At 74.3% G+C, this 25,973-nt stretch carries 25 protein-coding genes and 1 riboswitch; of the genes, 9 read left to right on the top strand and 16 right to left on the bottom strand.

From position 1 onward, the window contains the following. Positions 1-92: 92 nt before the first annotated feature. Positions 93-461 (bottom strand): FKBP-type peptidyl-prolyl cis-trans isomerase, encoded by a 369-nt coding sequence (locus IEY99_RS17540; protein ID WP_189204445.1) that lies wholly within the window; start codon positions 459-461, stop codon positions 93-95. A 154-nt stretch (positions 462-615) separates the two neighbouring features. Here IEY99_RS17540 and IEY99_RS17535 point away from each other — a divergent pair, with 154 nt between their 5' ends. After that, complete coding sequence (locus IEY99_RS17535; protein WP_189204443.1) at positions 616-1,578, top strand: lytic polysaccharide monooxygenase; 963 nt, start codon at positions 616-618, stop codon at positions 1,576-1,578. A gap of 39 nt (positions 1,579-1,617) precedes the next feature. Here IEY99_RS17535 and IEY99_RS17530 read toward each other — a convergent pair whose 3' ends face one another. The 3 genes from IEY99_RS17530 to IEY99_RS17520 all read right to left on the bottom strand — a co-directional run bounded on the left by IEY99_RS17530 (position 1,618) and on the right by IEY99_RS17520 (position 6,185). Next, complete coding sequence (locus tag IEY99_RS17530; RefSeq protein WP_189204441.1) at positions 1,618-1,905, bottom strand: peptidoglycan-binding protein; 288 nt, start codon at positions 1,903-1,905, stop codon at positions 1,618-1,620. 115 nt (positions 1,906-2,020) lie between these two features. Beyond that, positions 2,021-2,503: a DUF732 domain-containing protein gene (locus IEY99_RS17525; RefSeq protein WP_189204439.1), complete on the bottom strand. Its 483-nt coding sequence runs from the start codon at positions 2,501-2,503 to the stop codon at positions 2,021-2,023. A 223-nt stretch (positions 2,504-2,726) separates the two neighbouring features. Further along, positions 2,727-6,185: an ATP-binding cassette domain-containing protein gene (locus IEY99_RS17520; protein WP_189204437.1), complete on the bottom strand. Its 3,459-nt coding sequence runs from the start codon at positions 6,183-6,185 to the stop codon at positions 2,727-2,729. A 162-nt stretch (positions 6,186-6,347) separates the two neighbouring features. Here IEY99_RS17520 and IEY99_RS17515 point away from each other — a divergent pair, with 162 nt between their 5' ends. After that, complete coding sequence (locus IEY99_RS17515) at positions 6,348-6,923, top strand: acetoacetate decarboxylase (RefSeq protein ID WP_189204436.1); 576 nt, start codon at positions 6,348-6,350, stop codon at positions 6,921-6,923. Positions 6,924-6,933: 10 nt separating this feature from the next. On the opposite strand, the gene IEY99_RS17510 is transcribed toward IEY99_RS17515, so the two are convergent. The 4 genes from IEY99_RS17510 to IEY99_RS34305 are packed head-to-tail and all read right to left on the bottom strand — an operon-like array spanning position 6,934 to position 9,309. Further along, positions 6,934-8,115 carry a metallophosphoesterase gene (locus IEY99_RS17510; RefSeq protein ID WP_189204434.1) on the bottom strand — a complete coding sequence of 394 codons (1,182 nt, stop codon included), beginning with the start codon at positions 8,113-8,115 and terminating at the stop codon, positions 6,934-6,936. Between the two features lie 2 nt (positions 8,116-8,117). Continuing rightward, positions 8,118-8,801, bottom strand: a complete 684-nt coding sequence (locus IEY99_RS17505; RefSeq protein WP_189204433.1) for a nucleoside/nucleotide kinase family protein — start codon at positions 8,799-8,801, stop codon at positions 8,118-8,120. After that, entirely contained in the window at positions 8,798-8,941 is a 144-nt protein-coding gene (locus IEY99_RS34310; RefSeq protein WP_229798858.1) for a hypothetical protein, read from the bottom strand. The genes IEY99_RS17505 and IEY99_RS34310 overlap by 4 nt, the downstream gene beginning before the upstream one ends. After that, the gene (locus tag IEY99_RS34305; RefSeq protein WP_229798856.1) at positions 8,938-9,309 is read right to left on the bottom strand and encodes a TIM barrel protein; all 372 of its coding nucleotides are present in this window, start codon (positions 9,307-9,309) and stop codon (positions 8,938-8,940) included. Before IEY99_RS34305 ends, IEY99_RS34310 begins: the two co-directional genes overlap by 4 nt. A gap of 9 nt (positions 9,310-9,318) precedes the next feature. Between IEY99_RS34305 and IEY99_RS34300 the strand changes: the two genes are divergently transcribed. Next, positions 9,319-9,564 (top strand): hypothetical protein, encoded by a 246-nt coding sequence (locus IEY99_RS34300; RefSeq protein ID WP_229798854.1) that lies wholly within the window; start codon positions 9,319-9,321, stop codon positions 9,562-9,564. 136 nt (positions 9,565-9,700) lie between these two features. Continuing rightward, positions 9,701-10,912, top strand: coding sequence for a ScyD/ScyE family protein (locus IEY99_RS17495; protein WP_229798853.1), 1,212 nt, complete (start codon positions 9,701-9,703; stop codon positions 10,910-10,912). Between the two features lie 19 nt (positions 10,913-10,931). Here IEY99_RS17495 and IEY99_RS17490 read toward each other — a convergent pair whose 3' ends face one another. Both IEY99_RS17490 and IEY99_RS17485 read right to left on the bottom strand, forming a co-directional pair. After that, positions 10,932-11,582 carry a hypothetical protein gene (locus tag IEY99_RS17490; RefSeq protein WP_189204432.1) on the bottom strand — a complete coding sequence of 217 codons (651 nt, stop codon included), beginning with the start codon at positions 11,580-11,582 and terminating at the stop codon, positions 10,932-10,934. A gap of 66 nt (positions 11,583-11,648) precedes the next feature. Next, positions 11,649-11,891 carry a hypothetical protein gene (locus tag IEY99_RS17485; RefSeq protein ID WP_189204431.1) on the bottom strand — a complete coding sequence of 81 codons (243 nt, stop codon included), beginning with the start codon at positions 11,889-11,891 and terminating at the stop codon, positions 11,649-11,651. A 199-nt stretch (positions 11,892-12,090) separates the two neighbouring features. Here IEY99_RS17485 and IEY99_RS17480 point away from each other — a divergent pair, with 199 nt between their 5' ends. The 3 genes from IEY99_RS17480 (at position 12,091) to IEY99_RS17470 (ending at position 14,346) form a co-directional block, all read left to right on the top strand. Next, positions 12,091-12,321 (top strand): hypothetical protein, encoded by a 231-nt coding sequence (locus IEY99_RS17480; protein WP_189204430.1) that lies wholly within the window; start codon positions 12,091-12,093, stop codon positions 12,319-12,321. A 121-nt stretch (positions 12,322-12,442) separates the two neighbouring features. After that, a complete protein-coding gene (locus IEY99_RS17475) occupies positions 12,443-13,255 on the top strand; it encodes a polysaccharide deacetylase family protein (RefSeq protein WP_189204429.1) in 813 nt (270 codons plus the stop codon). Further along, positions 13,252-14,346, top strand: coding sequence for a glycoside hydrolase family 26 protein (locus tag IEY99_RS17470; RefSeq protein ID WP_189204428.1), 1,095 nt, complete (start codon positions 13,252-13,254; stop codon positions 14,344-14,346). Before IEY99_RS17475 ends, IEY99_RS17470 begins: the two co-directional genes overlap by 4 nt. A 34-nt stretch (positions 14,347-14,380) precedes the next feature. On the opposite strand, the gene IEY99_RS17465 is transcribed toward IEY99_RS17470, so the two are convergent. From IEY99_RS17465 to IEY99_RS17440, 6 genes are all read right to left on the bottom strand, one after another. Further along, positions 14,381-15,265, bottom strand: a complete 885-nt coding sequence (locus IEY99_RS17465) for a bifunctional 5,10-methylenetetrahydrofolate dehydrogenase/5,10-methenyltetrahydrofolate cyclohydrolase (RefSeq protein ID WP_189204427.1) — start codon at positions 15,263-15,265, stop codon at positions 14,381-14,383. Between the two features lie 15 nt (positions 15,266-15,280). Continuing rightward, positions 15,281-15,362, bottom strand: a riboswitch (ZMP/ZTP riboswitch). A gap of 60 nt (positions 15,363-15,422) precedes the next feature. Continuing rightward, positions 15,423-16,307: a DUF1616 domain-containing protein gene (locus IEY99_RS17460; protein ID WP_189204425.1), complete on the bottom strand. Its 885-nt coding sequence runs from the start codon at positions 16,305-16,307 to the stop codon at positions 15,423-15,425. A 5-nt stretch (positions 16,308-16,312) separates the two neighbouring features. Then, on the bottom strand, positions 16,313-19,180 hold the full coding sequence (locus IEY99_RS17455) for a putative glycosyltransferase family protein (RefSeq protein WP_189204423.1): 2,868 nt from the start codon (positions 19,178-19,180) through the stop codon (positions 16,313-16,315). 301 nt (positions 19,181-19,481) lie between these two features. Further along, entirely contained in the window at positions 19,482-20,873 is a 1,392-nt protein-coding gene (locus IEY99_RS17450) for a glycosyltransferase family 2 protein (RefSeq protein ID WP_229798851.1), read from the bottom strand. Continuing rightward, a complete protein-coding gene (locus IEY99_RS17445; RefSeq protein WP_189204421.1) occupies positions 20,870-21,835 on the bottom strand; it encodes a glycosyltransferase family 2 protein in 966 nt (321 codons plus the stop codon). Before IEY99_RS17445 ends, IEY99_RS17450 begins: the two co-directional genes overlap by 4 nt. 69 nt (positions 21,836-21,904) lie before the next feature. Then, a complete protein-coding gene (locus tag IEY99_RS17440) occupies positions 21,905-22,918 on the bottom strand; it encodes a glycosyltransferase family 2 protein (RefSeq protein WP_189204419.1) in 1,014 nt (337 codons plus the stop codon). Positions 22,919-23,676: 758 nt separating this feature from the next. On the opposite strand from IEY99_RS17440, the gene IEY99_RS17435 reads away from it, so the two are divergent. Both IEY99_RS17435 and IEY99_RS17430 read left to right on the top strand, forming a co-directional pair. Further along, complete coding sequence (locus IEY99_RS17435; protein ID WP_189204417.1) at positions 23,677-24,612, top strand: sulfotransferase family protein; 936 nt, start codon at positions 23,677-23,679, stop codon at positions 24,610-24,612. Positions 24,613-24,691: 79 nt separating this feature from the next. Next, positions 24,692-25,606 (top strand): glycoside hydrolase family protein, encoded by a 915-nt coding sequence (locus tag IEY99_RS17430; RefSeq protein ID WP_189204415.1) that lies wholly within the window; start codon positions 24,692-24,694, stop codon positions 25,604-25,606. The last annotated feature ends 367 nt before the right edge of the window (positions 25,607-25,973 follow it).

Here is a 25,973-nt window from a genome sequence, read left to right as displayed (position 1 = left end):
GCAGCTGTCGCCCCGCGCCGCCGGGGACGAAGACGGCAGCGGGCCGGGACAGGCGGCACCCGTCCCGGCCCGCACGGCCTGCCGGCCGTGGCTCAGCGCACGCCGAGCAGATCCACCACAAAGATGAGGGTCTCGTTCGGCTTGATCACGCCGCCGGCGCCGCGCGCGCCGTACCCCAGGTGCGGGGGAATGGTCAGCTTGCGGCGGCCGCCGACCTTCATGCCGACCACGCCCTGGTCCCATCCGCCGATGACCTGGCCTCCCCCGAGCCCGAACTCGAACGGCGTACCACGGTTGTAGGAGGCGTCGAACTCCTTGCCCGAGGAGAACGCGACGCCCACGTAGTGGACGCTGACCTGGTGGCCGGGCTTGGCCTCGTCGCCGTCGCCGACGATGAGGTCCTCCGTGACCAGCTCGGCGGGCGGCTCACCGGTGATGGGGCCGACGTCGGGCTTCTCCATGTGTCCTCCTGTGTCGAATTGCCTGCACGGCCATGCAACCACAGCGGCGGCGACTTATCCGCAGCGCCACCCGTCGTGGTGAACGATCCGTGTCCGGCCTGCGTACTGTCCCTCGTGGGCCGCTCCGCCCACGCGGGTACCTCCGGGAGGTCGCATGAGGTCCGTCCGCCGCACCGCGGCCCTCGCCGTCGCCGGCGGGATCGCCGCGGCCGCGTCCCTGCTCCCGGCCGCGCCGGCCCTCGCGCACGGCACGCCGACCACGCCGGTCAGCCGCACGGCGGCCTGCGCGTCCGGCGGCGACCGCGCGGGCTCCCCGGTCTGCCGGGCGGCGCTCGACGCCAACGGCCTGCCCTTCGGCCGCTTCGACAACCTGCGCGTGCCCGGCGTCGGCGGGCGGGACCGCCAGCTCATCCCGGACGGCCGCCTGTGCAGCGGCGGCCTGCCCGACTTCCGCGGCCTCGACCTGCCCCGCGACGACTGGCCCGCCACGAAGGTCACCGCGGGCGCCACGCTCGAGGTCGCGTACGCCGGCACCATCCCGCACCAGGGCACCTTCCGGCTCTACCTGACCGGCCGGGAATACGACCCCGCGAAGCGGCTCCGCTGGGACGACCTGGGCTCACCCCTCGCGCAGGTCACGGACCCGCCGCTGCGCGACGGCGCGTACCGGATGAGCGTGCGCCTGCCCAAGGACCGTACGGGCCGGCACGTGCTCTACACCGTGTGGGAGACCTCCAGCACTCCGGACACCTACTACTCCTGCTCCGACCTGGTCATCCAGGGCGCCACGGCACCGGCCGAGGCGGCCCCGGCGGCCCCGGCGGCCCCGGCGGCCAAGCCGGCGAAGAAGGCCGCCCCGAAGGTCACCCGCTCGGCGGAACCCGGCGCGGTGGCCACCCCGGTGGACGCCCAGGCCGGCAAGTCCGCGGCGGCCCCGCCGGCCCGCGAGTCCTGGCTGCGCCCGGCCGCCGCCGAGAGCGAGGACAAGGTGCAGCTCGGCCACCAGATCGTCGTCGCGGCTCTCATCGTCGTGCTGGGCGTGGCGGCGGGCGCCGGCTTCCTGCGCCTGCGCGCGGCCCGAACCCGGCGCGAAGCCCCGGACGCCGGCCCGCGGTGACGGCCCGTCCCGGATCACCGGCGGCTTCCTGAGCCACGGTCAGGCGGCGTGCTCGAAGCGGCGGAGCTCGCGGGCTTCCTTGGCGTAGCGGGCCAGCAGGTGCACCGTGCGGGGACCGGCCACGCCGTCGGTGTCGAGGCCGACGCGGGCCTGGAAGCGGCGGACGGCGGTGGCCAGGGCGTCGTCGTCCCCGCCGACGGTCAGGCCGAGCTGGGCGAACAGGTCGCGGATCGCGGCCGGGTCGGCGGCGGGGGCCGGGTCGCCGGTCCAGCCGATCAGGCCGCCGACCGCCGTTCCGACCACGCTGAGCATTCCTCGTGCCGACATGCGTACCTCCTGGGGATCTCGCCGGGAGTCCCAGGATCCGCGAGCCACCTGTGCGTGGCATCGGACCTCGGTCCTGACCTGCTGTGCGGTCGCTATGACTTTCGGCGGATCCGGGCTAGAACTCGTCGACCCGGCGGTCCTGGTCCGGGCAGACCGTGTCGATCGCCAGCTTGACCAGCCGGCGGGCGGTGGCCCGGTTCGCCGCGGCGGCGCCGGCCAGGCTCCGGGTGGACGCCACGATGGCGCCGGCGTCGTCGCCCGCGGCCAGCGAGGTGCAGGCCTGTTCGGCGATGGCGGCGATCTCCTCGTCGCGGTGGTCGAGGGCGATCTGCGGCAGCTTGTCGCGTACGGCCGCGACGAAGGCGCCCGTGCCGGCGGCCGCCCGGGCCTGCGCGGCCGTGCGTGGGGCGCGGGGCGCGACGGTCGCCGCGGCCGTGGGTCCGGCCGTCGTGCTCTCGGTCACCATGGCCCTGCTCGACGCCGTGCCGCTGCTGCTGGTCGCCGGGGCCGGCACGGTCGCCGGCTCCGCCTCGGCGTCGTCGCCGCATCCGCCCATCGCCAGCAGAAGTGCCGCCGCGGCCAGCCACCTCGTCATCATCGGTCCACCCGTTCCTCGCCTGTTGTGCTGCCGCAGGCTCAACGGGCAAGAGGCGCCCGGGGGACGGACCGCCGGGCACGCTACCCACACGGGTGACGCTCAGCGAACCCACAGACACGCTCACCGAGAGCTGGCAGGCGCGTGGTGACCGACGGCTTGGGGCAGCACGTCCGCTGACGGCGGGGCCGGGCGGGTCCCGATGGCGGGGCCCGCCCGGCCCATGTCAGCCGGCCAGGTCGCCGTAGCGGTCCTCGAGCTCCCGCCACGTGCCCTGCGCCACCGCGCGGCCGCCGACGAGGACCATGACGCGGTCCGCCCGGGACAGTGCCGCCCGCTTCGACGTCGATCCCACGACCGTGATCCCGTGCTCGCGCAGCGCCCGCCACAGCTCCAGCTCGGTGGTCACGTCCAGCGCCGAGGACACGTCGTCCGCGATGAGCAGCTCCGTGCGCGGCGCCAGGGCCCGGGCGAGTGCCAGGCGTTGCAGCTGGCCGCCCGACAGGCGGGTGCCCTTGTGACCGATCAGCAGTTGCAGGCCGCCGCCGGCCGCCGCCAGGTCGTGTTCGAGCTGGGCGGTCGTCACCGCGTCCGCGGCGTCGACCTGGTGGCCGAGGGCGATGTTGTCCGCGACCGTGCCGGACAGCACGCGGGGCAGCTGGGCGACGTAGCCGACCTGGTTGGGGCGCAGGAACGTCTCCGGCTCGTGCACCGGACGGCCGTTCCAGGCCAGCGTGCCGGTGTGGTGCACGATGCCGGCCAGGGCCCGCAGCAGCGACGACTTGCCGGAGCCCACCGGGCCGACCACCAGCACGAGCTCGCCACGGTCCACCGTCAGGTCGATGTCCTGAGCGCCGACCGTGCCGTCCTCGTGGACCGCGCTGAAGCCGGCGAGCTCCAGCCGGCGCAGCGGGTTGCGCGGTGCCACCGGCGGGGCCTCCGCCGTGCCGGCGGCGATGTCCACCCCGGGCACCGACGACGAGTACGCCGCCGCGCCCGCCATGGCCACCGTCCGCCGGGTCCACACCCGAGCCGACGGGAAGTGCGACACGAGCGAGGCCGTGGTCCACGCGAACCAGCGGGCCGCCCCGAGCACCGCCACCGCGATCAGCGTGGCCGCCGCCGACAGGCTGCCGGTCAGGTACATCGCCCAGGCGGCGATCGGCAGCAGGCCGCTGAGCAGCGACGGGGTGGACCGGGCCCACACCTGGATGGCGATCTCCCGGCGCTGCCGCTCGCTGCGGGCGGTGTCGAGCGCCGCGAGGTGCTCGAGCACCGGCACGGTGGCGCCGGCCAGCTTCACCGTGCGCGCCGCCGACAGCGAGGACACCAGGGCGGTGGCGAAGGCGGCGCGGGCGGCGACCGTACGCCGGGCCGCCCGCTCCAGCCGCGGCCCGAACAGCGTCGCCGCCAGCCCGGAGACGACCATCGTCCCGGCGAAGAACAGCGCGGGCACCCACGACCCGGACGCCAGGGTCATCGCCACGATCATGACGAGGCTGACGGCGGTGTCGATGAGGTTGTCGGCGAGCATGACGACCCGCTCGGTGTCGCCGCCCTGCGCCACCACCTCGGCCGGGGTGTGCTTGCTGATCCGGCGGGGGCCGATCTGCCCGTGCACCAGCCGCATGCTGATCCGCAGCATCTGCCGGACCCACCACTCGGGGAACCAGGCGCCGGTGTAGTACAGCGTCGGGATGGCCACGATCAGGGCGGCCGCGATCACGGTCGCCGGCCACACCGGGTCGCCCACGCCGTCGACCACCTGCGACCAGAGCAGCGGCAGGATGGCGCCGTCGAGGCCGAGCAGGATCAGGACCAGGAACAGCGCCACGGCGGCCAGGCCGTACCGGGCGTCGTTGGTGGTCAGCCGGAAGATCTCGCGCATGGTCCGGGTCGGCGGCGGCTCGGGCAGCGGCGGCGGGTCGGCCAGGGGCAGGGTGTTGCCCAGCTCCGTGCCGGCCGGCTCGGGCTCGCGTTCCAGGAGCGCGACGCCGCCGCCGGTGCGGGCCGGGGCGGCCACCGTGGAGGTGGCCAGCAGCTCCGCGAAGCGGCGGGACTCGGCGAGCGGGCCGGCCTCGAGCACCTCGCCGTCGGCCAGCACCACGACCTCGTCGCAGCGGCGGACCGAGGACAGCCGGTGCGCCACGATGACGCCGATGCGGCCCTTCAGCAGCCGGTCGGTGGCGCGCTGCACCCAGGCCTCGGTGACCGGGTCCATCCGGGCGGTGGCCTCGTCGAGGATCACCACCTGCGGGTCGCGGACCAGGATGCGGGCGAACGCGACGAGCTGCTCCTGCCCGGCGGACAGGACGTAGCCGCCCTCGCCGAGCTTGGTGCCGACGCCGTCGGGCAGGCTGTCCACCCACCCGCTCAGGCCCAGCTCGGCGAGGGCGTCCGCCACCTGCGGCAGCAGCTCCTCGTCGAACAGGGCGATGTTCTCGGCCAGGGTGCCGGCCAGGATCTCGGTGCGCTGCGGGACGATCGCCGTCCACCGGCGCAGCCCCTCGACGTCCAGGTCGTTGATGTCGTGACCGCCGAGGAAGACCGTGCCGCGCGGGACGTCGACCGCGCGGGTCAGCACCTTGGCCAGGGTGGACTTGCCGGATCCGGTGCGCCCGATCAGCGCGTACGAGCGTCCCCGCCGGAACGCCAGGCTGATGTCGCGCAGCGCGGGCGGGCGGCCGGAGTCGGACTCGCCGTACCGGAAGGTCAGCTCGCGGACCACGAGGTCGCCTCCGGTGGGCGGGAGGCCGCCGGTCGGCTCCTGCGGGACCTCGCGCAGCAACCGCACCCGGCTCCAGGCACCGAGCGCGTTCTGCAGCTCCGGGACCATCCGGGTGACGTGCTCCAGCGTGCCGCCGAAGCCGAGCGCCAGCAGCCACACCGCGGTCAGCCGGGCGCCGTCGATGTGCCCGGTGGCCAGCGCCCAGGCGCCGCCGACGACCAGTACCGCGATGAGCGTACGGGTAATCGCCCCGGCACCCATCGTGACCCGCGCCGACATCCGCCACACCCGCCGCCCGCGCTCCAGCACCTCGCGGGCGCGCTGGGCGTAGAGGCGGCGCACGTACGGCGCGGCGAGGCTGGTGCGCACGTCGTCCTGGCCGTGGATGGCCTCCTCCATCACGGCCGCGAGGTCGGACCAGGCCTCCTCCTCGCGGATGCGGGCCGGGGAGATGCGCTGGATCGGCTTGGTCATGACGGCCGCGAGCAGGATCGACACGAGAACCATGGCGATCGCGGCCGGCCACCAGGCGAAGAACGCGGTGACGATCGACAGGCCGGCCACGGCCAGCGACTGGGCCAGCCGGACGCCGCTGCCGCGCAGCTCGGCGCCGACCTGGTAGACGTCGCTGTCGATGCGGTCCAGCAGCTCGCCGACCGGGGTGTTCTCCAGCGTGGGCACGTCCTGGCCGAAGGCCACACGGCACAGCCCGCGGCGCACGGCGGCGGCCCAGTCGGCGGTCAGCCGGGCGGCGACCAGGCCGACCAGGACGTCGCCGAGCACGGACACGACGAGCGCGGCGGCGAGCACGGTGAACAGCGGTACCGAGCGGTCGACCAGGACGGGACCGGCCAGGCCCAGGGCGGCGGCCTGACCGCCGGCCCCGAGCACGATGAGGACGGCGACGAAGGCGGTGCGACGGGGGGAAACGCCCCATAAGTCGCGGAGCAGGAGCATCGAAGGTCCTCAAGGCAGGAGGGAAGCGGTGCCTCCATCCTGCGGGGCGGGCCTGGACGGCTCAACGCAATTACGGGGCCCGTCCCGGTGGGCTGCGCCACCATGGCCGGGGCATGCCGGTGCGATCGGCGCGGCGGGCCCGGACCGGGTAGCGTGCGGCTGATGTATCCGCCCTCGCCGTGGCACCTGCGCGGACAGCTGTACCTGTCGGTCTTCGCCGTGCCCGCGGCGCAGCTGCCCGGGCTGCCGGCCGGCGTCCGGCCGCTCACCGTCGCCGGGCGGGCCCTGGTCGGCGCGGCGTGGGTCGTCTACGAGCCGGGCGGCACGCTGCACTACCGCGAGCTGCTCGCCGCGGTCCTGAACCGCTCGCTGCGCAGCACGGTCATGGACATCTGGGTGGACAGCCCCGAGTCGTGCGAGGGCGGCCGCGTGCTCTGGGCCATCCCGAAGGATCTGGCCGAGCTGGCGATCGCGCCACCGGAGGCGGCCGCCGCCGGGATCGCCCGCGCGACCCTCGCACCCGGGCGCCGCCTGCCGCTCCGGTGGCCCACTCCGCTGTCGCTGGTGCAGGGCCGCGACGGCGAGCTCGTCCGCACGCCGGTCCGGGGCCGCGCGACGCTGCGCCCGACCCGGATGACCTGGCAGGTCGCACCGGACGGGCCGCTGTCCTATCTGGCCGGTCGCCGGCCGCTGCTGTCGCTGACGATGGCCGACTTCCGCCTGCGCTTCGGCGCCTGACCGGGGCCGGTCAGGGCGAGCGCAGGGTGAGCAGGGTGATCTCGCTCGGCGCGAAGATGCGGAACGGCGGCCCCCAGAACCCGGTGCCCCGGGAGGTGTAGAGCTGCGTGCGCTCCCCGTGCCGGCTCAGCCCCTGCAGGACCGGCTGGTCCAGCCGGACGAGGTAGTGGAAGGGCCAGATCTGCCCGCCGTGGGTGTGCCCGGAGAGCTGCAGGTCCACGCCGTGCGCGACCGCACCGGCGATCTGCTGGGGCTGGTGGGCCAGGAGCAGGACGGGCAGGTCCGGGTCGGTGCCGCGCAGGGCGGCCTCGTGGTCCATGTGGTGCCCCGGCACGCCCGAGCCCGCCGCGGTGCGGTCGTCGACGCCGGCGACGACCAGGTCGCTGCCTCCGCGGGAGACGACGAGGTGCCGGTTGTGCAGCGCCTCCCAGCCCAGCGACGCCATGTGCTCGACCCAGCGCTGGGCGCCGCTGAAGTACTCGTGGTTGCCGGTGACGTAGACCCGGGCCAGGCGGGCGCGGACGTCGCCGAGCGGGGCGGCCTGCTCGCGCCGCTGGGCCACCTCGCCGTCGGCGATGTCGCCGGTGTGCGCGACGATGTCCGGCTCCAGCGAGTTGACCACCTCGACGACGCCCCGCGACCAGCGGGCCCGGTCGATCGGCCCGTAGTGCGTGTCGGTCAGCAGCACCACGCGCAGGCCGTCGAGCCCGCGGCCGAGCCGGGGGACCGTCACGTCGATGCGCCGGACCCGCGAGACGCGCATCGCCTCGGCGTACCCCCAGAGGAGCAGGACCAGCGCGACGAGCGCGACCGCCGCGGTGACGATGCGCGAGCGGGCCGGGTCGGCGACCCCCGCGACGGCCAGGCCGAGCCGCAGCACGCCACCGAGCAGCGACCACACGAACAGCACCCACACGACACCGAGGAGGGTGTCGGCGAGGCGCGCGGCGGCGTCGCGGTGGTGGCGGCCGTGGCCGCTGAACATCAGGACGGGGAAGGCCGCGGCCAGGGCCGCGAAGAACGCCGTGCCGGCGGCGAAGACGGCGCCGGGCCAGCGGTTTCCGGACCACACCAGGGTCCACCACGGTACGCCGAACAGCAGCAGCTCGACGGCGGCGACGACCAGGCCGAAGCGGACGACCCGGCCGCGGCGCCGGCGCGGCTGGGTCTCCACGGACTCACCGACAGACACGCTCAGAAGTCTGCCACGCGGCCGGGCTCCGGCGGCGGGGTGCCGACGGCGCGGACCAGCGACGCCGGGACGACGAGGTCGGCGCGGTGCCGGGTGGCCGCGATGATCTCCGCGTTGCGCTCGTCGGTGCCGGTGGCCCAGGCCGTCGCGGCGGAGGCGTCCTTGCCGAAGCGGATGTGCCGGGCGATCAGCCGGTCGAGGCGGGTGGGGCGGTCGAGGTCGGCGTACCAGATCTCGTCGCACAGCGGCCGGACCCGCGACCAGCGCTCGTCCTCCAGGAGCAGGTAGTTGCCCTCGGACACGATGAGCCGGGCCGTGCGGTGCACCGGGATGGCGCCGGCGATCGGCTGCTCGATGACGCGTTCGAAGCCGGGCGCGTACACGATCTCGTCGGTGTCCTCGCGCAGCCGGCGCAGCAGCGCCGCGTAACCGAGGGCGTCGAAGGTGTCCGGGGCGCCCTTGCGGTCGCGGTTGCCGAGGCGGTCCAGTTCGACGTCGGCGAGGTGGAAGCCGTCCATCGGCACGTGGGCGACCCAGCCCGGCGGGCTCTGCGCGGCGATCGCCGCGCAGAGCTCCTCGGCGAGGGTGGTCTTGCCGGCGCCCGGCTCGCCGACGATGCCGAGGACCGCCCGCCGGCTGCCGTCCGTCAGCGCCCGGGCGCGCCGCACCAGCCCTTCGAAGGTCATGCGGGCCGGGCCGTGAGGTGCTGGGCCATGAACCCGCGGGCGTGCCGGGCCAGGTCCTCGCCGTCGTGCCGGAGGTTGCGCCAGATCGCGAGGTCGTTGGAGAGGCCCGGCCGGACGAGGTCGTCCTCCTCGATGTTCATGTGGTAAGTGTCCAGGTGTACGAGCACGTTGTCGCCCCGACGTCGTCGGCGAGCCGCAGGGCGTCGCGGGCGGTGTTGACCACATTGGTCTCGTAGCGGTTGCAGACCTCCAGGCCGAGGGTCATGCCCCGGGAGGCGGCCTCGGCGGCGAGGTCGCGCAGCACCCGGACGATGTCGGCCCGGCCGGGCGCGGTCAGCGGGGCGCCGTACTTGCCCAGCGCGCTGTAGAGGGCGCCGGTGAAGTGGGTGCCGCCCAGCTCGTGGGTGATCACGAGCGAGTCGTGCAGGAGCTTCGCGCCGCGCTCGACGACGGCCGGGTCGGTGCTGGAGACGTCGGCGTCGAAGGCCAGCCCGCGCGAGCAGGCCACCGACAGCCCGTGGTCGCGCAGCAGGGCGCGGGTGGCCGCGACGTCGAGGTGAGCGCCATGACCTGGGCGGAGGAGCAGCTCTTCGCCGGGATCCGGGAGATGGTCTACCGGCGGTCGCTGCCGCTGGCGACGCGCAAGCTGCAGATCGTGGCGACCAAGCTGGACACCCGCTCCGGGCTGGTGGGCCTCGCCCTGCCGCTGGCCGACGGTATCTTCGCGCCGGACCGGGTGGGTGCCCTGATCAGCCGGGTCTGACGACCCCGGCGGTGGCCGGCCGAACCCGATCGAGGGTCAGAAACAGGACATCCGCCGCGGGGCGGCCGTTCGGGCCATGGACGCGACATTTGCGCAGGTGAAGCCTCCGGAGAACACCGACCCGGAGGGAGAAGTCATGATCGTCCCGCGTCCCGCCCTCACCGCCGTCGTCGCGGTGGGCACGCTCGTCCTGGCCGCCGTGCCGGCCCTCGCGGCGTCCGCGCCCGTCACCACCGCGCCGCTCGGCACGGCACCGCTCGCCATGGCACCGCTCGCCACGGCACCGCTCGCCACGGCACCGCTCGGCACGGCCGGCCATCATCCGGAGCCGCCGCCACTGGTCGTGGCGGAGGGGCTGAACAATCCGCGCGGTCTGGCCTTCGGGGACGACGGCACGCTGTACGTCGCGGAGTCCGGCAAGGGCGGTGCCGGTCCGTGCCAGGCCGGCCCGGAGGGCGGCGAGGTCTGCTTCGGCCGCTCCGCCAGCATCACCCGGATCCGGTACGGCCACCAGAAGCGGATCGTCACCGGCCTGCCGTCGCTGGCGTCGCGCACCGGCGCCGAGGCGATCGGCGCGACCGACGTGGGCGTGAGCCGGTGGGGCACGGTGTCCTTCACCGTCGGTCTCGGCGCCGATCCCGGCCTGCGCACGAAGGTCCGGCAGCTCGCCGGCATGGCCAAGCTCTACGAACTGGGTCGCCGGGGTCCGCGGCCGGTGGCCGACCTGGGCGCGTACGAGCGGAAGGCCAACCCGGACCGCCTGACCCCGCCCGACACCAACCCGTACGGGCTGGCCGTCTCCGGCAGGTCCCGGCACGTCGTGGACGCCGGCGGCAACACGCTGCTGCGGGTCTCGTCGCACGGGCGGATCAGCACCGTCGCCGTGTTCCCGCGGCGCACCGTCCCGGCGCCGGCGGGCATCCCGGACCTGCCCGCCGGCACGCCGGTGCCGATGCAGGCGGTGCCCACGTCGGCGGTGCGCGGCCCGGACGGCGCCTGGTACGTCGGTGAGCTCACCGGCTTCCCGTTCCCGCCCGGCCAGGCCCGGATCTACCGCGTGGTGCCCGGGCACCGTCCCACCGTCTACGCGACCGGCCTCACCAACGTCATCGACCTCGCCTTCGGCCCGCACGGCCGGCTGTACGCCCTCGAGATCGCCCGCGACGGCCTGTTGTCCGGCAGCGAGACCGGCGCGCTGGTCCGGGTCGGCCGGCACGGCGGGCACAAGGTCGTGGCCTCCGCGGGGCTGCGGGCTCCCGGCGGCGTCGCCGTCCGCGGGCGCCACGCCTACGTGACGAACTGCAGCGTCTGCGCCGGCACGGGCACCGTGGTCAAGATCCGGCTGTAGGGCGGGAGCCGCGTGCGGGTCACAGCCCGAGCCGCAGGGCGGTCACCCCCGCCGGGGAGAGCGGCCGGGCGGTGGCCCGTACGAGGTCGGCGTGGATGCCGACCGGCAGCTGCGTGCCGAGCGCGCACAGCGCCGGATAGTGGTCGAGGACCTCGCGGTGGCTCAGTGCGCCCACGCCGATCAGCAGGCCGTTGACCGCGCTCGGCGTGCGGGCCAGCTCGGCGCAGAGCTCCATGCGCCACACCGGGTCGTCGATGTGGGTGGCGAACTCGCGGGCGATCCGGTTCCCCGCCGGGCAGCCCTCCTCGGGTGCGGCGTGCCGGCCGGAGGGGGCCAGCACCGGCGCCGGGCGTACCGCGACGCCCAGCCGCAGCGCGAGCTCGGGCAGGGTGAGCACCGCCAGCCCGAAGGCGCAGTTGTCGCAGAGCCGCTGGAAGGTGTCGGCGTGCACCACCGTCGCCGGCCGCGGGCATCCGGTGGCCGCACCGCAGGCGGCGTCCAGAATGATCTCGGTGAGGCGTCCCGACTCGTCGAAGCGCCCCACACCGGCGAACATCGCCGGTGTCTCTCGGTAACGGGCAAGGGCGGCCCGTTCGCTACCGTAGCCGTCGGGGTCCACGCCGATGCGCGGAACGCCCTGCTGCGCGTGGAGCTGGATGAGGCGGAACATCCTGGTCACTCCCGGGGGTCTCGAAGGTCGGTGCATCCCGGGATACGAGCCAGATGGCCCGGCGGTTCACTCCCTACGCTGGGTATAAGAAAAGCTGCCCTTCCGGCGCTGAGCAGTAAGTCTGAAGCAGTCGAATGTCACTGCGTGTAGTGCGTAGGTCGCGGCGGTGAGCCCGGCCAGCACGCCCGTGAGGATCACCGCCAGTTCGCCGTCGAGGGCGCGCCAGGCGGCCGGCAGCGCCGTCACGCCGAGCACGAGGCCCGCCTCGCAGGCGGACTCGACGAGCCGGCGCGCGCGGTCTGTGGTCATGGTGCCCACCTTGCCGTCACCCAGGGTGCGGGCGCTTCCCTCCGCAGCCGGATCAACTTCTATGACTTTCGGCAGAGGAGCCACCCGGCCCAGGAGGGCGAAAACCGTGAAATGCCCCAATCCGTACGCGAGCCGCCTAGCGTGGGACAGGTGGCCGCTATCCGGCGGCGACACCCCGGCACCGGCGAAAGGTGACCCCATGACCGTGCAGATTCCCGCCGCCCGGCACGAAGACCTCGCCGAGCACCTCGCCGCCCGGATCGAACGGCGCCTCGCGGTGCTCTGCGACGAGCTGGAGCACGCGGGCGTCGTCGCCTACGGGGCGGACCGGGGCCTGGCGACGCGGGGCGGAACCGTGCGAATGACCGTGGCCGATGTCTCCGCGGTCGTCGCCGCGGTCGTGCTGGACACTGCGGAAAGTGCCCCGTAACGTGGCGTGATCGGCGCGGACATGGCGCCGCCGCCCCGGGCGAAGACTTCGCCGAACCACGAAGCTTGCTGGGCCGCGGACCGATAATGGTCATGTCCGGCAGCGCGGGGGAGGAACTACGGTGAGCGTCACGGCGCCGCCGGCGTGGGAGACCATGCCGGCGTTGATGTACCACTCCGTGTCCGCGGTCGCCGGTCCGCTGCGCGACCTGGCGGTGCCGCCGAAGCGCCTCGCCGAGCAGCTCGCCGCGCTCACCGCGGCCGGCTACCGGCTCGTCGGGCTCACCGAGGCCCTCGACCTGCTCGAGCAGGGATGCACCGACAAGCTGCTCGCGGTCACCTTCGACGACGGCTACCGCGACTTCCTCACCCAGGGCGTGCCCGTGCTCGCCGAGGCCGGCGCGGGCGCCACGCTCTACGCCTCGGTCGGGCACCTCGGCGCGTACGCCGACTGGCTGGGCCGCTGGTCGCCCGACTTCGGCAAGCTGCTCACCTGGGACGAGCTGGCCGAGGTCGCCGAGGCCGGCATCGAGATCGGCAACCACAGCCTCATCCACCACCCGCTCGACGTGCTGAGCGCCGCCGAGCTGCGCGAGGAGACGACGCGCAGCAAGGACGAGCTGGAGCAGCGGCTCGGGCGGCGGGTGCGCAGCTTCGCCTACCCGCACGGCTACAACGGCGCCAAGGTCCGCGCCGCGGTGCTGGCCGCCGGGCACGACAACGCCACCGAGGTGGGCCGGCGCCTGCACACGCCGGGCGAGCGGCGGTTCGCCGTGCCGCGGTTGCAGCCCACCCCGGACATGACCGGCGCCGACCTGGTCGCCCTCGTCGCCGGCGGCGGCTCGCCGCTGGTGCCGCGGCTCAAGCAGCTCGCCCAGCCCGGCTGGCGGATGGTGCGCCGGATCGCCCGCGCCGCCGGGCGGAACCTGACATGAGCCCCGCGCACCGCGCACCGCGCCGGGCCCTGGACCCGGGTGCGGGTCCCGCGCACCGCGCACCGCGCCCCCCGTTGACCCGCCGCCACCTGCTCGGCCTCGCCGCGCTGGCGGCGGTCCCCGCGGCGACCGTCGCCGTGCAGCAGCTGCGTCCGGACGACACCGCGGCCGAGGCCACCAGCTCGCCCGGGCGGCCGGGGACGAAGGCGGCCGCGGCGAGCGCGCCGCCGAAGGTCGTCACCGAGGGCGGCGGCCCGGTGCCGTTCCGCTCGGGCAAGGCCATGCTGGGCGCGTACCTGTCGCTGTCCGGCAAGACCGCGACCCAGGCACAGGCGCTGCGCCGGCAGCAGCTCGGCCGCGACGAACGGATCGTGCACGTCTTCTACGACTGGCCGGACCCGCTGCCCGCCGCCATCGAGGGGCTGCCCGCCCAGGCCGTGCCGATGGTCTCCTGGCGGGGCACCGCGTACGCCGAGATCATCGCGGGCGCCAGCGACGAGCTGATCGCCCGTGCCGCCCGCCGGCTCAAGAGCCTGGGCCGGCCGGTGCTGCTGCGCTGGGCCTGGGAGATGAACGGCGACTGGTACGACTGGTCGCCCGCGCGCAACGGCAAGAACCCGGCCGGCTTCATCCAGTCCTGGCGGCGGATGCACGACATCTTCGCCAAGGAGGGCGCCACGAACGTCGCCTGGGTGTGGAGCCCGAACTGGAACTCCTCGCCGAACGCCGGCTGGAACACGATGGGGGCGCTGTACCCCGGCGACAAGTACGTCGACTGGGTCGGCGTCTCCGGCTACAACCTGCGCCGGGAGACGCCGGAGACGCTGTTCGGCCCGATCTACCGCTCGTACGCGGCCCGCAAGCCCATCCTGATCACCGAGGTGGGCGCGGTGGACCGCGGCGGCCGCACCAAGGCGGACTGGATCAGGCTCTTCGCCCGCTGGGTCGAGGCGCACCCGGCGGTGGGCGGCGTGGCCTGGTTCGACACCGACACCCACCCCGGGTTCACCGAGAAGTGGCGGGTGGACACCGACGCCGAGGCGCTGGCCGCGTACGTGGCGATGGCGAGGAGCGCGCGCTTCAGCGGCTGAGGACCGGCCCCGGCGACCGGGGCCGGCGCCCGGTTCAGCGGGAGGCCTTCTCCGCGGCCTCGATCGCGTTGCGGAACAGCATCGCCACCGTCGTCGGGCCGACGCCGCCGACCCGCGGGGTGAGCGCGCCCGCCACCTGGGCGACCTCCTCCGCCACGTCGGGCAGCAGCCGGCGGCCCTCGTAGCGCACGCCCGCGCCGATGACGGTCGCGCCGGGCCGCACGTGCTCGGGCTGGATGATGCCGGGAACGCCCGCGGCCGCGACGAGGACGTCGGCGCGCCGGGTGTAGCGCTCCCAGTCCGGCACCCCGGTGTGGACCACGGTCACCGCGGCGTTGGCGGTCGGGCGCTTCTGCGACAGCAGCATGGCCAGCGGCCGGCCGATGGTGGCGCCCCGGCCCAGGATGACCACCTCGCGGCCGGCCACCGGGATCTCGTAGTGGGCCAGCAGGGCCTCGATGCCGGCCGGGGTGCAGGGCCGCGGCCCCGGCAGCCCGACCGACAGCCGGCCCAGGTTGAGCGGGTGCATGCCGTCGACGTCCTTGTCGGGGTCCACGGTCATCAGCGCGGTGTCGTAGTCGATGTGGGCCGGCGGCGGGTACTGGATCAACAGGGCGTGCACGGCGGGGTCGGCGTTCAGCCGGTCGATCACCCGGTGCAGGTCGTCCTGCGTCGCGTCGGCCGGCAGGTGCTCGTGCGGCGAGACGAAGCCCAGCTCGGCGGCCTGGCGCTGCTTGATCCGGATGTAACCCGCGCTGGCGTCGTCGTCGCCGACCAGGATGGTGGCCAGCGAGGGCTGGACGCCGCCCTCGCGCAGCTTCGCCACCCGCCGGGCGACGTCGGCCAGGACCGCGTCGGCGACGGGCTTGCCGGGCAGCGACCGTGCCTCGTGAGCGGGCGCCGGAGGGGTTTCGGACATGCGCGTCTCCCAGACCGTGGGCACCCAGGCGGACGGCGCCCACGACGAGCTCCCCGATGGTGGTCCATCCTCGATGCCGCCAGTCGCGTGACGCGGACAAGTATGCCGTGCCCCCGCGAGCGACCCGGAACGTGTCACCCCCGGGGTGGCGGCGGCCCTACTCGGCCGCGCTGATGTACAGCGTCCGGTAGGCCGAGGTGTCGCCGGCCCGGAACAGGCTCACGGTCGTCCGCTCGTCGCCCGGCACGCTCAGGTTCTCGCTCCAGGTCCCGTCGGCGCCGACCGTGATGGTCCGGCGCGACGGCGCGGTGCCGGGCGTCCCGGTCACCGTCAACGTGTACGGAGCGTCCTCGGCGAGCAGCCCGGTCGCCGACACCGTCACGGTCCGGTTGCCCCGCGAGTCCACCGGGCCGGGCGGCGCGGCCGACAGGGCGGTCACCTCGGTGTCGTACAGCTCCCGCGACGTGCCGAAGGAGAGCCAGCTCGCGCCGCCGAGGATGGCGAGGACCAGCGCCAGCGGCAGCAGCTGGCGCGCCAGGCGCAGCCGCGGGGACTGCTCCGTCGCGGCGGGCTCCCGCGCGGCCTCGACCGGCGCCACCGACATGGCGATCGTGTGCGCCTCGGCCACCGCCTCCGCGTCCCGCTCGGAGAGCGGCAGGACCGGCAGCGCCTCGCCCGCCGGCGCGGCCTCCTCCTGGCCCGCCGGCGCCGCGGCGGACAGCCGGGGCCGCAGCACGGCGACGAGCAGACCCACCAGCGTCACGCCCACCGTGGCGACGGTCCACGACAGCCGGTCCAGGTCCGCGCCCGTCAGGTGGATGCCCAGGCCGGCGACGACCAGCGCGCCCAGGCTGAGCGCCGGGGCGAGCAGGGTGCGCTCGACCGGGGAGAGGGTACGGCCGGGGAACAACGCCCCGGTCAGTGCCATGCCGGGCAGCACGAAGCCCAGCAGCATCCCGCCGGCGACGGGCAGCGGCCCCGGCCCGGCGAGTACGGCGGCGCCGGCCGCCACGGTCAGCACGGCGAGGACGCGCGTGCGCATCGCGGTCACTGGGCCCCCATGCGGTAGACGCGGACGGTGCCGTTGTCGTAGAGCCGGTCGACCTCGAGCAGCGTGTCGAACTTGGCGATCTGCGCGACGCTCAGCGGCTCGGTGATGGACCCCGCGTTCGGATCGTTCTCGAAGTAGGCCCCGCCCTCCGGGAGCTGCTCCGCCAGTCGCCGGTCCACGACCAGGTACTGCAGTGACAGGCCGCCGGCGAACTGCTCCTGCTCCAGTCCCCAGTCCTCGGCGTAGTACAGCGGGCCGACCTCGCGCACCGGATCCTGGCGGCCGTAGGTGGAGGCCAGCGACACCGACGTCACGTCGCCGCCGACCCGGTTGCCCGGGCCCAGCGTGCGCCGCTGCCAGTCGGCGGCGTCCATCCCGTACGCGTCGACGGACCGCTCGAATCCGCCCGCCAGGTACGGGCCCGGCAGGATCGACTGCAGCGGCGGCCAGCCGCCCGCGCGGGCGCCGATCATCAGCAGAGTGATCATCGCGGAGCCGGCGGCGACCCGGCTGTAGAGGTTCCACCCGCCCGGATGGACGACGTCGATCGCCGGTGCGGCCGCCCGCCACCGGTGCCCCTCGGCGTCCTTGGCCGGAATGATCTGCACGCCCCGGACCAGGGCGATCGCGGCCAGGATGGAGATCGGCACATAGGTGAAGGTGGAGAGCCGCCCGGCGATCTCGGGGCCGTTCTGCCCGAGGAAGCGCACGCCGTTGCCGGCGAAGAAGATCGCGCCGCCGACGACCGCCGCCCACCGCCAGTAGTCCCGGTCGTGCCGGTGGATCATGTCGCGGACCAGGGCCACGTAGAGCACGAAGAGCCCGAGCAGGCCGGTGCCCTGCACGACGAGCTGCCCGACGCTGACCGCGGCCGTGGTGGAGGAGGCCTCCTCGCGGCCGCTGAGCAGGTTGGAGATCGTCCGGGCGACCTGGTCGACCGGGGCCTCGAGGTAGCCCAGCACGTCGCGCGCCACGGTGAGCATCCACGCCGCCACCACGGCCGCCGCCACCGCCGGCATGACCAGCGCATCCCAGCGCCGGGGCCGCCGCACGAGCAGCTCCGAGAGCGCGAGCAGGGTCAGCGTGAGCACCAGCGCGAAGGCGGTGATGTGGTGGCTGACCGTGGTCAGCGCGACGGCGGCCACCGCGAACCCCAGGTACGTCCGGCCACCGCCGGTGCGCCACCGCCGGGTCGCCCAGATCGTCAGCATGAAGAACGGCAGCGCGGCGGTCTGGTACAGGAACATCGAGTTGAAGAAGAGGTAGTGCAGCGCGGTCGCGTACGTGGCGCAGCAGACCCCGGCGACCGCGGGGGAGTTGCTCGCCCGCAGCACCACGGCGAACAGCACCGCCACGAAGAGCAGGTGCGCGATGCCGGCGACGACGACCCCGGCCGCGGTCACCGGCAGCCCGGTCATCGAGGTGATCGCGGCGCCCATCTCGGCCAGGCCGGGGAAGTGCACCGCCGGCGGCAGGGCCGGGTTCGGCTGGAACAGCTCGCCGGACTCGACGATGATCGTCGTCGCGAGCCAGTGCTGCAGCTCGTCCGGGAACCGGAACTGGTCCGGGCTGTACATCCACTTCAGCAGGTACTGGTGCAGGGCCAGGCCCATGACGAGCACGAACGACTCGGCCACCCCCGCCATGCGCCGGCTGAGCAGCCGGACCACGACCGGGGTGAACACCACGACCTGGCCCACCCAGTAAGCGAACTGGGCGTTGCCGGTGCCGACGCGGCCGCCGGCGTACGCCAGGGCGACCATGAGCACACCCAGCGCGGAGATCGTCAGCACCGCGGGGGCGTGGCCGAGGTCCAGCGGTTCCCGCCGGGGCCGCGCCGGCTTCGGCGCCCGGGCCGGGCCGGGCCCGCCGGGCAGCCAGCCGCGCATGCCGCCCTTGCGTCCCGGCACGACCGGGACGACGGCGGTGACGTCCGGGTCGGCGGGCGGGGCGAGGGCCGCGACGGGAATGGCGACGGTCTCGTCGGCGGGCCGGGCCAGGATGACCATCGTGTCGTCGGCCGTGTCCCGCGGCGTTTCGTCGCCGTCCGACTTCGTGGTGGTCTTCCCGGCCTGCTCGTCCGCGTCCGCGGGCTTGCGGGCGGGCAGCAGGACGGTGTCGTCGGCGGAGGCGGCGGGCGCGTCCTTCGCCGCGGGCGCGGGGCCCGGGGGCCGCACGCTGATCACCATGGTCTCGTCCGGGTCGGCCGTATCCCCGGCGTCCTCGCCGGCCGCATCCTCGGCCGCGTCGTCGTCGGTCGCGTGCTGGGCCGTGGGGTCGTCGGCGGTGTCCTCGGCGTCGTCGTCGGTCGCGTGCTGGGCCGCGTCGTCGCCCGCGTCCTCGGCGTCGTCGTCGGTCGCGTGCTGGGCCGTGGGGTCGTCGGCGGTGTCCTCGGCGTCGTCGTCGGTCGCGTCCTGGGCCGCGTCGTCGTCGGTCGCGTCCTCGGCCGCGTCGTCGTCGGTCGCGTCCTCGGCCGCGTCGTCGTCGCCCGCGTCCTCGGCGTCGTCGTCGGCCGTGGTGTCCTCCGCCGGGGTCTGCGGAGCCGGCGTGGTCTTCTCCGGCGTCGTGAACAGCCTGACCACCATGGTCCGGTCGGGGTCGACCTCACCCTCTACTCGAGGGTCAGGGTTGCCACCCTCAACCTCCACCTCAGGTGCAGGGTCGGTGCCCTTCTGTCGTTCGGTGTCCTTTTTCTGGGACGTCTCCGTCCCGGGCAGGGGCTTTTTGGGCACCCCGGAGGTGGTCTGCAGGTCGGCCGGGCGGTCCTTGCCCTGCGGCACGCCGGGACGCACCCGCGGCGGGGCGGGCCGCGAGCGGTCGTCGTCCTCGGCTCGTGCCGGCTCGGCCGCGCGCTGGTCAGCCATGGTTGCGGCCTCCCGGGCGTGGTCGGGGGCCCCGGACGGCCGGTTGTCGTCGCTCGGGGCCGCAGAGTGCGGGGTCTCGGGTAAGGCGGTTCTGGTGTGCGGGTTCTCCGGCTTCGGGGCCGAGGTGGCGGGTACGGCCGGCCGCAGCACCGGTTCCTCGGGTTTCGGGTCGGGCGCGGTCAGCATCCCGCCGGCCCGCCTCTCCAGCGGGCGGTGCGCGGGACACCCGCCGATCGCCACATATGTACCGAGAATGCCCGGTGGGCGGGCGACTGTCCGGAGAACGGCGGAGTCACCACGATCAGCGGCCGCTCCGGGCCTTGGCCCGGGCCGCCCGCCGGCCCTTCAGGTACGCCCGGGGACCGGCCAGCATGCCCCGGCGGTTGGCGGTCAGCAGCTCGCGCGGGAAGTCCTCGCGCAGCGTCGACACGCGCAGGCTGTCCTTGCTCGTCAGGTCCCGCAGCGCGCCCGGGACGAGCTTCAGCAGCGGCCACAGCAGAGCGGGGCGCTTCATCAGCAGGCTCGTGTACGCGGCGGTCAGCCCGGCGCCGTACCCGACCATCTGCTTGTGCAGCCCCTCGAGGTCGCGCCGGTGGTAGTGGTGGGTCACCGCGGTGGGCTGGTAGACGATCGTGCCGCCGCCGACCAGCACCTGGGTGAAGGCCAGCGTGTCCTCCGAGCCCATGGCGGGGGTGCCCGCGCCCAGCGCGGTGTCCCAGCCGCCGATGCGCTCGATGACGCCGGGGCGGAAGGTCATGTTCGCGCCGGTGCCGAACGGCGGGAGCGGGTACAGCGGGCTCTGGATGTGCGCGGTGGCCGGGCTGAACACGTCCGGCTTGAACCCGCGGCCCTTGCTGTGCCCGCCGAACTGCTCGAACCACAGCTGCGCCTGCGTCTCCAGCTCGGCCGGGACGATCACGCCGGAGACCACGTCGGCCTCGGGGTGGTCGGCCAGCGCGCGGGCGACCTCGGCGAGCCAGTGCGGGTCGGCGTACTCGTCGTCGTCGATCCAGGCCAGGATCTCGCCCGGCGCGGCGGCGACGGCGGCGTTGCGGGCGAACGAGAGACCGGCCCTCGGCTCCTTCAGGTAGCTGACCGGGCCGCGGCGGGCCGCCGAGCGGACCACCTCGGCGGTGGCGTCGGTGACCGGCGCGTTGTCCACCACCAGCACGCGGAAGTCCGGGTACTCCTGGGTGAGCAGGCTGTCGAGGCAGCGGGCCAGCGCGCCGGGCCGCTCCCGGGTGCAGATCACCACGGTGATCGGCGGGGCGTCGGCGAGCACCTCGCGGCGCCGGGCGAGGAAGGCCGGCTCGGTGTCCGGGGTGATGCCGTCCACCGGCAGCTCGCTCAGCCCCAGGGCGGCGAGGCGCGGCGCGAGCGTCGCGCCCAGCTCGCCGTCGATGGCGGCGGCCAGGCCGGCCGGGCTGAGGCCCGGGGCGGGCACGTCGGTCAGCAGGGCGCCGAGCGGCTCGGTGAACAGGCGCACCAGCACCCAGGCCCGCAGCACCCGGCGCCCGTCGGGTCCGACCGCGGCGACCGTGGGCAGCGGGTCGCCGAGGTCGACGTCGAGGATGACGGCCGGCAGCTCCGCGCCGCTGGGCTCGAAGACGGGCGCGGTGATCATCTCGTCGGCCCGCACCGGCGGCTGCCACGCGGCGCCGTTCACTCCGGTGCCGTTCAGTCCGGTGGTCATCGGGTCGCTCCCACAGTCTCCAGCCGGCCCTGCGCGCGCCGGGCGGTCACCGTCTCCACCACGCCGCCCCAGCCGGCGGCGGCGACGCCGGCGAGCACCCCGCCGGCCTTCAGGGCGTGGTGCCATCCCCGGCCGCGACCGGCGGCGAGGAGGTTGCGGATCACGGCCTTCGGCAGCGAGCGCAGGTAGTCGCGCTCCGAGCCGAGGCTCTCCGAGCCGTCGAGCAGGCCGGCCATCGCGACCTTGCCCCGGCCCTCGGCGTAGCAGCGGCGCACGAACCAGCCGAAGGTGGACCGCTCGGCGGGCACCTCGTGGCGGATCACCGCGTCGGGGACGTACATCCAGTGGCCGCCGTTCAGGCCGCTCATCCGCAGGCACAGCTCGGTGTCCTCGGGGCGGTTCTGGCTGCCGAGCTTGCCGAAGCCGGTCCGGAAGCCGCCGACCGCCAGGAACGCGTCGCGGCGCACCACCATCCCCGCCGACCAGACGTTGCGGACCCGGCTGGTGGTGGTGGGCAGCCCGGCGTACGAGCCGCCGACCGCCCAGAGGAACTCCTCGGGCATCCACCGCGGCTCGGGACCCTCCCACGCCGGGGTGATCCCGCCGCCGGCGCCGATCACCGACGGGTCGGCGAAGGGGGCGACCAGGTTGCCCAGCCAGTCGGTGTCCATGATCACGTCGTCGTCCACGAACGCGATCAGCGACGTCGAGGTGTGGAACGCACCGGTGTTGCGGTTGCCGGAGACGCCCTGGCTGTAGAGGTTCTCCAGGACGGTCACGCCGCCCAGGTCGCGGCGCGCCCGGCGGTACAGCGCCGGGTTGTGGTCGACCACGACGACGACCTCGGCCGGCGTGTACTGCTGGGACTTCACCGCCGCGACGGTGCGCACGAGCGACGACCAGCGCTGCTCGCTGTGGGTGGGGATCACGATGCTGACGGCGGGGCGGGGGGTGGGTTCCACGGGTGGTGCTCCTCGGGCGGGGTGGGCAGCGGGGGACGGCGGCGGCAGGCGGGAGGACCTGCGCGCCGGTCAGTCCTCGCGGGTGGCGCGGGCCTGCACGGCCCGGGCGTCGTCGGCGCGACGGGTGCCGGCCTCGTCGCGGCGCAGGCCCCGGTTGAGGTGCGCGACGTGCTGGCGGTCGGCCGCGGGGTTCACGGCGGCGGCGGGTGCGCGGTTGACGACCTTGTTGCGGGCCGGGGCCGGCGGGGCGTCCGGGGTCACGGCCGACGGGCGCTGGTGCACCACGACGCCGCCCCGGCGGGCACCGCTGCGGCGGGTGCGGCGCATCCGGCCGTACTCGCTGAAGATCGTGCGCAGCACCCGGAAGCCGTCGCGGAAGGTGTTGAGGTTGCTCTGGCCGTGGATCCGCTCGTGCTCGATGCTGCCGACCTCGCCGACCTTCATCCCGTCCGCCGCGGCCCGGATGTTGATCATGGTCTCGATCTCGAACCCGTCGCCCCACAGCTTCGAGCCGTCGGTCGGGCGCGGCAGCGTGATCTCCGGCAGGTCCAGGACCGGTACGACCCGGCGCCAGAAGGCGTTGTAGCCGTAGCACAGGTCGGTGAAGCGGGTGCCGAACAGCACGTTCACCACGAGGTTGAGGCCGTCGTTGCCGAGCTTGCGCAGCTTGGTGATGTCGTGGCTGTGCCCGCCCTTGGAGAACCGCGAGCCCTTGACGAAGTCGGCGCCCGCGACGAGCTGCTCGACGAAGAGCGGGATCTCGGCCGGGTCGGTGGAGCCGTCCGCATCGATCATTACGATGATGTCGCCGGTGCAGGCCGCGAAGCCGCAGGCCAGCGCGTTGCCCTTGCCCGTACGCGTCTGCTGCACGATCACCACGTCCGGCCGCAGCTCGCGGGCGACCTCGACGGTGCGGTCCACGGACCCGCCGTCGACCACGATCACCTCGTCGATGCCCTCGGGAAGCTTCGCGAAGACGTGCGGGAGATTGCGCTCCTCGTTCAGGGCCGGGATCACGACGCTCACGGTCGGTGACGAGATGTGATTACTCGGCGTGTTGCCGGTGGTCGCGGAATGCGGCATGTCGGTCCTTCCGGGCGCGGCAGATGCGGGGGAAGCGACGGGTTTCCGGGGGCTGAAACCGAGTCGTTCGCTTCTGCCGACAAATCTAGCCGCACGCTACGTAGCGTCAACTAACCGAAGAGCCAGGGTGACGAGGCCCGTGCGGTGAACCCCCACCATACGGATGAGCAGCTGCAATGCCCATGGACAACGGCAGTGATCACAAGTCTCATCCGTCACACTCCGTAAAGGGCATCGCGGTAGTGATCACCGCAGAATGGCGAAGAATGGGCATTCCCGCCGAGAAGAATGGCGGCGGGGAGGTAATCCCGGAAAAATGTAATGTCCGACTTATAGTGGTGATCCACCTCACGCCACGTAATGTCACTGTGCGTAGGGTGACGGTTGCCGGACGGTTGCATCGGCGTGGCGACGGCGGGAGCGGCGGTCGATGCCTAGGCTGTTCGCGTGACAAATCGCCGGCAAACCGCCGCCGCAGCAGGTCACCGGCACGGTCGGTGAACCGGTGGCGACCACGACAGCTCTCTGTGTCTGCGGCCACGAGCGGGCGGCCCACGAGCATCACCGTCGGGGCACCGACTGCGCCCTGTGCGGGCCCGAGGTCTGCTCGCGCTTCCGCCGCCGGACCTGGTGGCGGCGGTCCTAGCCGCCCCGGGCCGGCGCGCGGCCCACAAGACCTACTAGTTCTGTAGGCTAAGGGCACTTCCGTGGGTGCCGCGTCCCGCCCGGCACCGCTCCGCGCGCGAGGAGGGACCCCCATGCCGCTTCCGGACTTCCTGATCGCCGGCGTCCCCAAGGCCGGCACCACCGCCCTGCACGCGGCCCTGGTCCGGCATCCCGAGCTCTACCTGCCGGCGGTCAAGGAGCCCAAGTTCTTCCTCACCGACGGCCGCCCGCCGGTCACCGGTGGCCCCGGCGACGTCCAGACCTACCAGGAGCACGTCTGGCGCCGCGCCGACTACGAGGCGCTGTTCGACCCGGCGCCGCCGGGCGCGCTGCTGGGCGAGGCGACACCCTTCTACCTGTACGACAACCGCACCCACGACCGCATCCACAGCCTGCTGCCCGAGGCGCGCATCATCCTGCTCCTGCGCGACCCGGTCGACCGCGCGCACTCCAACTGGACGCACCTGTGGAACGCCGGGCTCGAGCCGGAGGCCGACTTCCTCACCGCCTGCCGCGCGGAGGAGTGGCGCAAGGCCGCCGGCTGGGCCGACTTCTGGCACTACGTCGGCCTCGGCCTGTACGGCCGGCAGGTGCAGCACCTCCTCAAGGTCTGCCCGCGCGAGCAGGTGCTGCTGCTGCGCTACCGCGAGCTCAAGGACGCCCCGGCGGCCACGCTCGACCGGGTGTGCGCGTTCCTCGGCGTGCGCACCGGCGTGCTACGGGAGATCCCGCGGGAGAATGTCAACCGGCACGTCGTCGAGGACAACGGCCTCAACACGGTGCTGCGCGGCCTGCTGCGCACCGGCGGCAGGTTCGGCCACCGGTTCCCGCGGCCGCTGCGCCTGGCCGCCCGGGGGCCGCTGCTGACGCTGCTGCACCGCAAGCGCGGCAGCCGGCCGGTCACCACGCCGGCCGAGCGGGCGGCCCTGCTGCCGCTGTTCGCCGACGACATCGCCCTGCTGCAGGACGTGACCGGGGAGCGCTACGACGACTGGCTGTCGGTGGACCGACACGCCCGCGCGTCCTAATCCCTATATCGCCCATAGATACAGCAAACTTGTGCGGGATACCTTCACTGTGCCGCCGACGCCACGGAACGGAGCCGCTTTGTCCATCGGAACCCCGACGCTGCCGCTGCCTCGCTGGGAGGACTCGATCGTGGTGGTCGAGCCTCCCGGCGCCGAGCCGGGGGCGTGGGCGGGCGCCCCCTCGTGCCTCGTGGCCGACGGGTACGTCTATCTCGCATACCGGCTCCGGCTGCCGATCGGCGAGGGGCGGGGCATCAGCAACGTCGTGGCCCGCTCCCGGGACGGCGTGAGCTTCTCCGTCGTCGCCACCGTGGACAAGGACCGCTTCGGCGCCGAGTCGCTCGAACGCCCGGCCCTCGTGCGCACGCCCGGGGGCCGGTGGCGCCTCTACGTCAGCGCGGCCACCCCCGGCACCAAGCACTGGCGCGTCGACCTGGTCGAGGCGGCGACGCCGGAGGGCCTGGCGACCGCGCCCGCCCGGACGGTCCTGGCCGGCGACGCGTCGGCCGGCGTCAAGGACCCGGTGCTGCACCACGACGAGTACGGCTGGCACCTGTGGGCCTCGGTGCATCCCCTGGATTCCTGGGACGACGCCGACCGGATGACCACCGAGTACGCCACCAGCCCCGACGGCGTGCACTGGACGTGGCGTGGCACGGCGCTCGCCGGCCGTCCGGGACGCTGGGACGCCCGCGGCGTGCGGGTGTCGTCGGTGTCGGTCGAGGGCGACACCATCCAGGCGACCTACGACGGCCGCGCGACGGCGGGGGAGAACTGGGAGGAGCGCACCGGTGTGGCCCGGGGCGTCCGCCTGCCGGACGGCAGCTTCGGGGAGCTGACCGCGGCGGACGACGACCCGCTGGGCAGTCCCCACGCGCCCTACGGCCTGCGCTACCTGAGCCTGGTGACGCTTCCGGACGGCAGCCGGCGCAGCTACTACGAGGCCACCCGCGAGGACGGCGCGCACGATCTGCGGACGGAGCGCGCGGGCTGAGAGCGGGGTCACCCCCGGCCGCCCCGGTGGCGAACGATGATCCACTTCGGCCTATCGTCGATCCCATAGCGCTCGGTCCTCTCTGCGGCCGCCCTACCCTTCGGTGGCCCGCGACCTGAGTGACCTCCCATGGCGGAGTCGTCCCACAAGGACGGCCTCCGCCATGTCTGTTTCCGCCGAAATTGCGCTTCGTCAAGGATTGATCACGCAGTGTAGTCGCCTATGGCGTGAGTTGCGTCACTCCATCGACGCGGCGGCATCTCCCGGCCCGCTGGGCTGTTGTGTCCCCGGAGCGAGGCGGGTCCCGATCTGTCGAGGTTGCCGGGCGTGCTGAGGCTGCTGGGGCGTGGCGCGGCGGCGGCGCGGG

The organism is Couchioplanes azureus (assembly GCF_014648355.1).
Classification (GTDB): domain Bacteria; phylum Actinomycetota; class Actinomycetes; order Mycobacteriales; family Micromonosporaceae; genus Actinoplanes; species Actinoplanes azureus.
Note: the sequence above shows the minus strand (reverse complement) of the source record. Positions and strands in the feature narration are given on the sequence as shown.

What these genes read in the sequence shown, in the direction of transcription:
- IEY99_RS17540 (WP_189204445.1), bottom strand. Translation starts at nt 461, where the DNA reads ATGGAGAAGCCCGACGTCGGCCCCATCACCGGTGAGCCGCCCGCCGAG.
- IEY99_RS17535 (WP_189204443.1), top strand. Translation starts at nt 616, where the DNA reads ATGAGGTCCGTCCGCCGCACCGCGGCCCTCGCCGTCGCCGGCGGGATC.
- IEY99_RS17530 (WP_189204441.1), bottom strand. Translation starts at nt 1,905, where the DNA reads ATGTCGGCACGAGGAATGCTCAGCGTGGTCGGAACGGCGGTCGGCGGC.
- IEY99_RS17525 (WP_189204439.1), bottom strand. Translation starts at nt 2,503, where the DNA reads ATGATGACGAGGTGGCTGGCCGCGGCGGCACTTCTGCTGGCGATGGGC.
- IEY99_RS17520 (WP_189204437.1), bottom strand. Translation starts at nt 6,185, where the DNA reads ATGCTCCTGCTCCGCGACTTATGGGGCGTTTCCCCCCGTCGCACCGCC.
- IEY99_RS17515 (WP_189204436.1), top strand. Translation starts at nt 6,348, where the DNA reads ATGTATCCGCCCTCGCCGTGGCACCTGCGCGGACAGCTGTACCTGTCG.
- IEY99_RS17505 (WP_189204433.1), bottom strand. Translation starts at nt 8,801, where the DNA reads ATGACCTTCGAAGGGCTGGTGCGGCGCGCCCGGGCGCTGACGGACGGC.
- IEY99_RS34310 (WP_229798858.1), bottom strand. Translation starts at nt 8,941, where the DNA reads ATGAACATCGAGGAGGACGACCTCGTCCGGCCGGGCCTCTCCAACGAC.
- IEY99_RS17495 (WP_229798853.1), top strand. Translation starts at nt 9,701, where the DNA reads ATGATCGTCCCGCGTCCCGCCCTCACCGCCGTCGTCGCGGTGGGCACG.
- IEY99_RS17490 (WP_189204432.1), bottom strand. Translation starts at nt 11,582, where the DNA reads ATGTTCCGCCTCATCCAGCTCCACGCGCAGCAGGGCGTTCCGCGCATC.
- IEY99_RS17485 (WP_189204431.1), bottom strand. Translation starts at nt 11,891, where the DNA reads ATGACCACAGACCGCGCGCGCCGGCTCGTCGAGTCCGCCTGCGAGGCG.
- IEY99_RS17480 (WP_189204430.1), top strand. Translation starts at nt 12,091, where the DNA reads ATGACCGTGCAGATTCCCGCCGCCCGGCACGAAGACCTCGCCGAGCAC.
- IEY99_RS17470 (WP_189204428.1), top strand. Translation starts at nt 13,252, where the DNA reads ATGAGCCCCGCGCACCGCGCACCGCGCCGGGCCCTGGACCCGGGTGCG.
- IEY99_RS17465 (WP_189204427.1), bottom strand. Translation starts at nt 15,265, where the DNA reads ATGTCCGAAACCCCTCCGGCGCCCGCTCACGAGGCACGGTCGCTGCCC.
- IEY99_RS17460 (WP_189204425.1), bottom strand. Translation starts at nt 16,307, where the DNA reads ATGCGCACGCGCGTCCTCGCCGTGCTGACCGTGGCGGCCGGCGCCGCC.
- IEY99_RS17455 (WP_189204423.1), bottom strand. Translation starts at nt 19,180, where the DNA reads ATGGCTGACCAGCGCGCGGCCGAGCCGGCACGAGCCGAGGACGACGAC.
- IEY99_RS17450 (WP_229798851.1), bottom strand. Translation starts at nt 20,873, where the DNA reads ATGACCACCGGACTGAACGGCACCGGAGTGAACGGCGCCGCGTGGCAG.
- IEY99_RS17440 (WP_189204419.1), bottom strand. Translation starts at nt 22,918, where the DNA reads ATGCCGCATTCCGCGACCACCGGCAACACGCCGAGTAATCACATCTCG.
- IEY99_RS17435 (WP_189204417.1), top strand. Translation starts at nt 23,677, where the DNA reads ATGCCGCTTCCGGACTTCCTGATCGCCGGCGTCCCCAAGGCCGGCACC.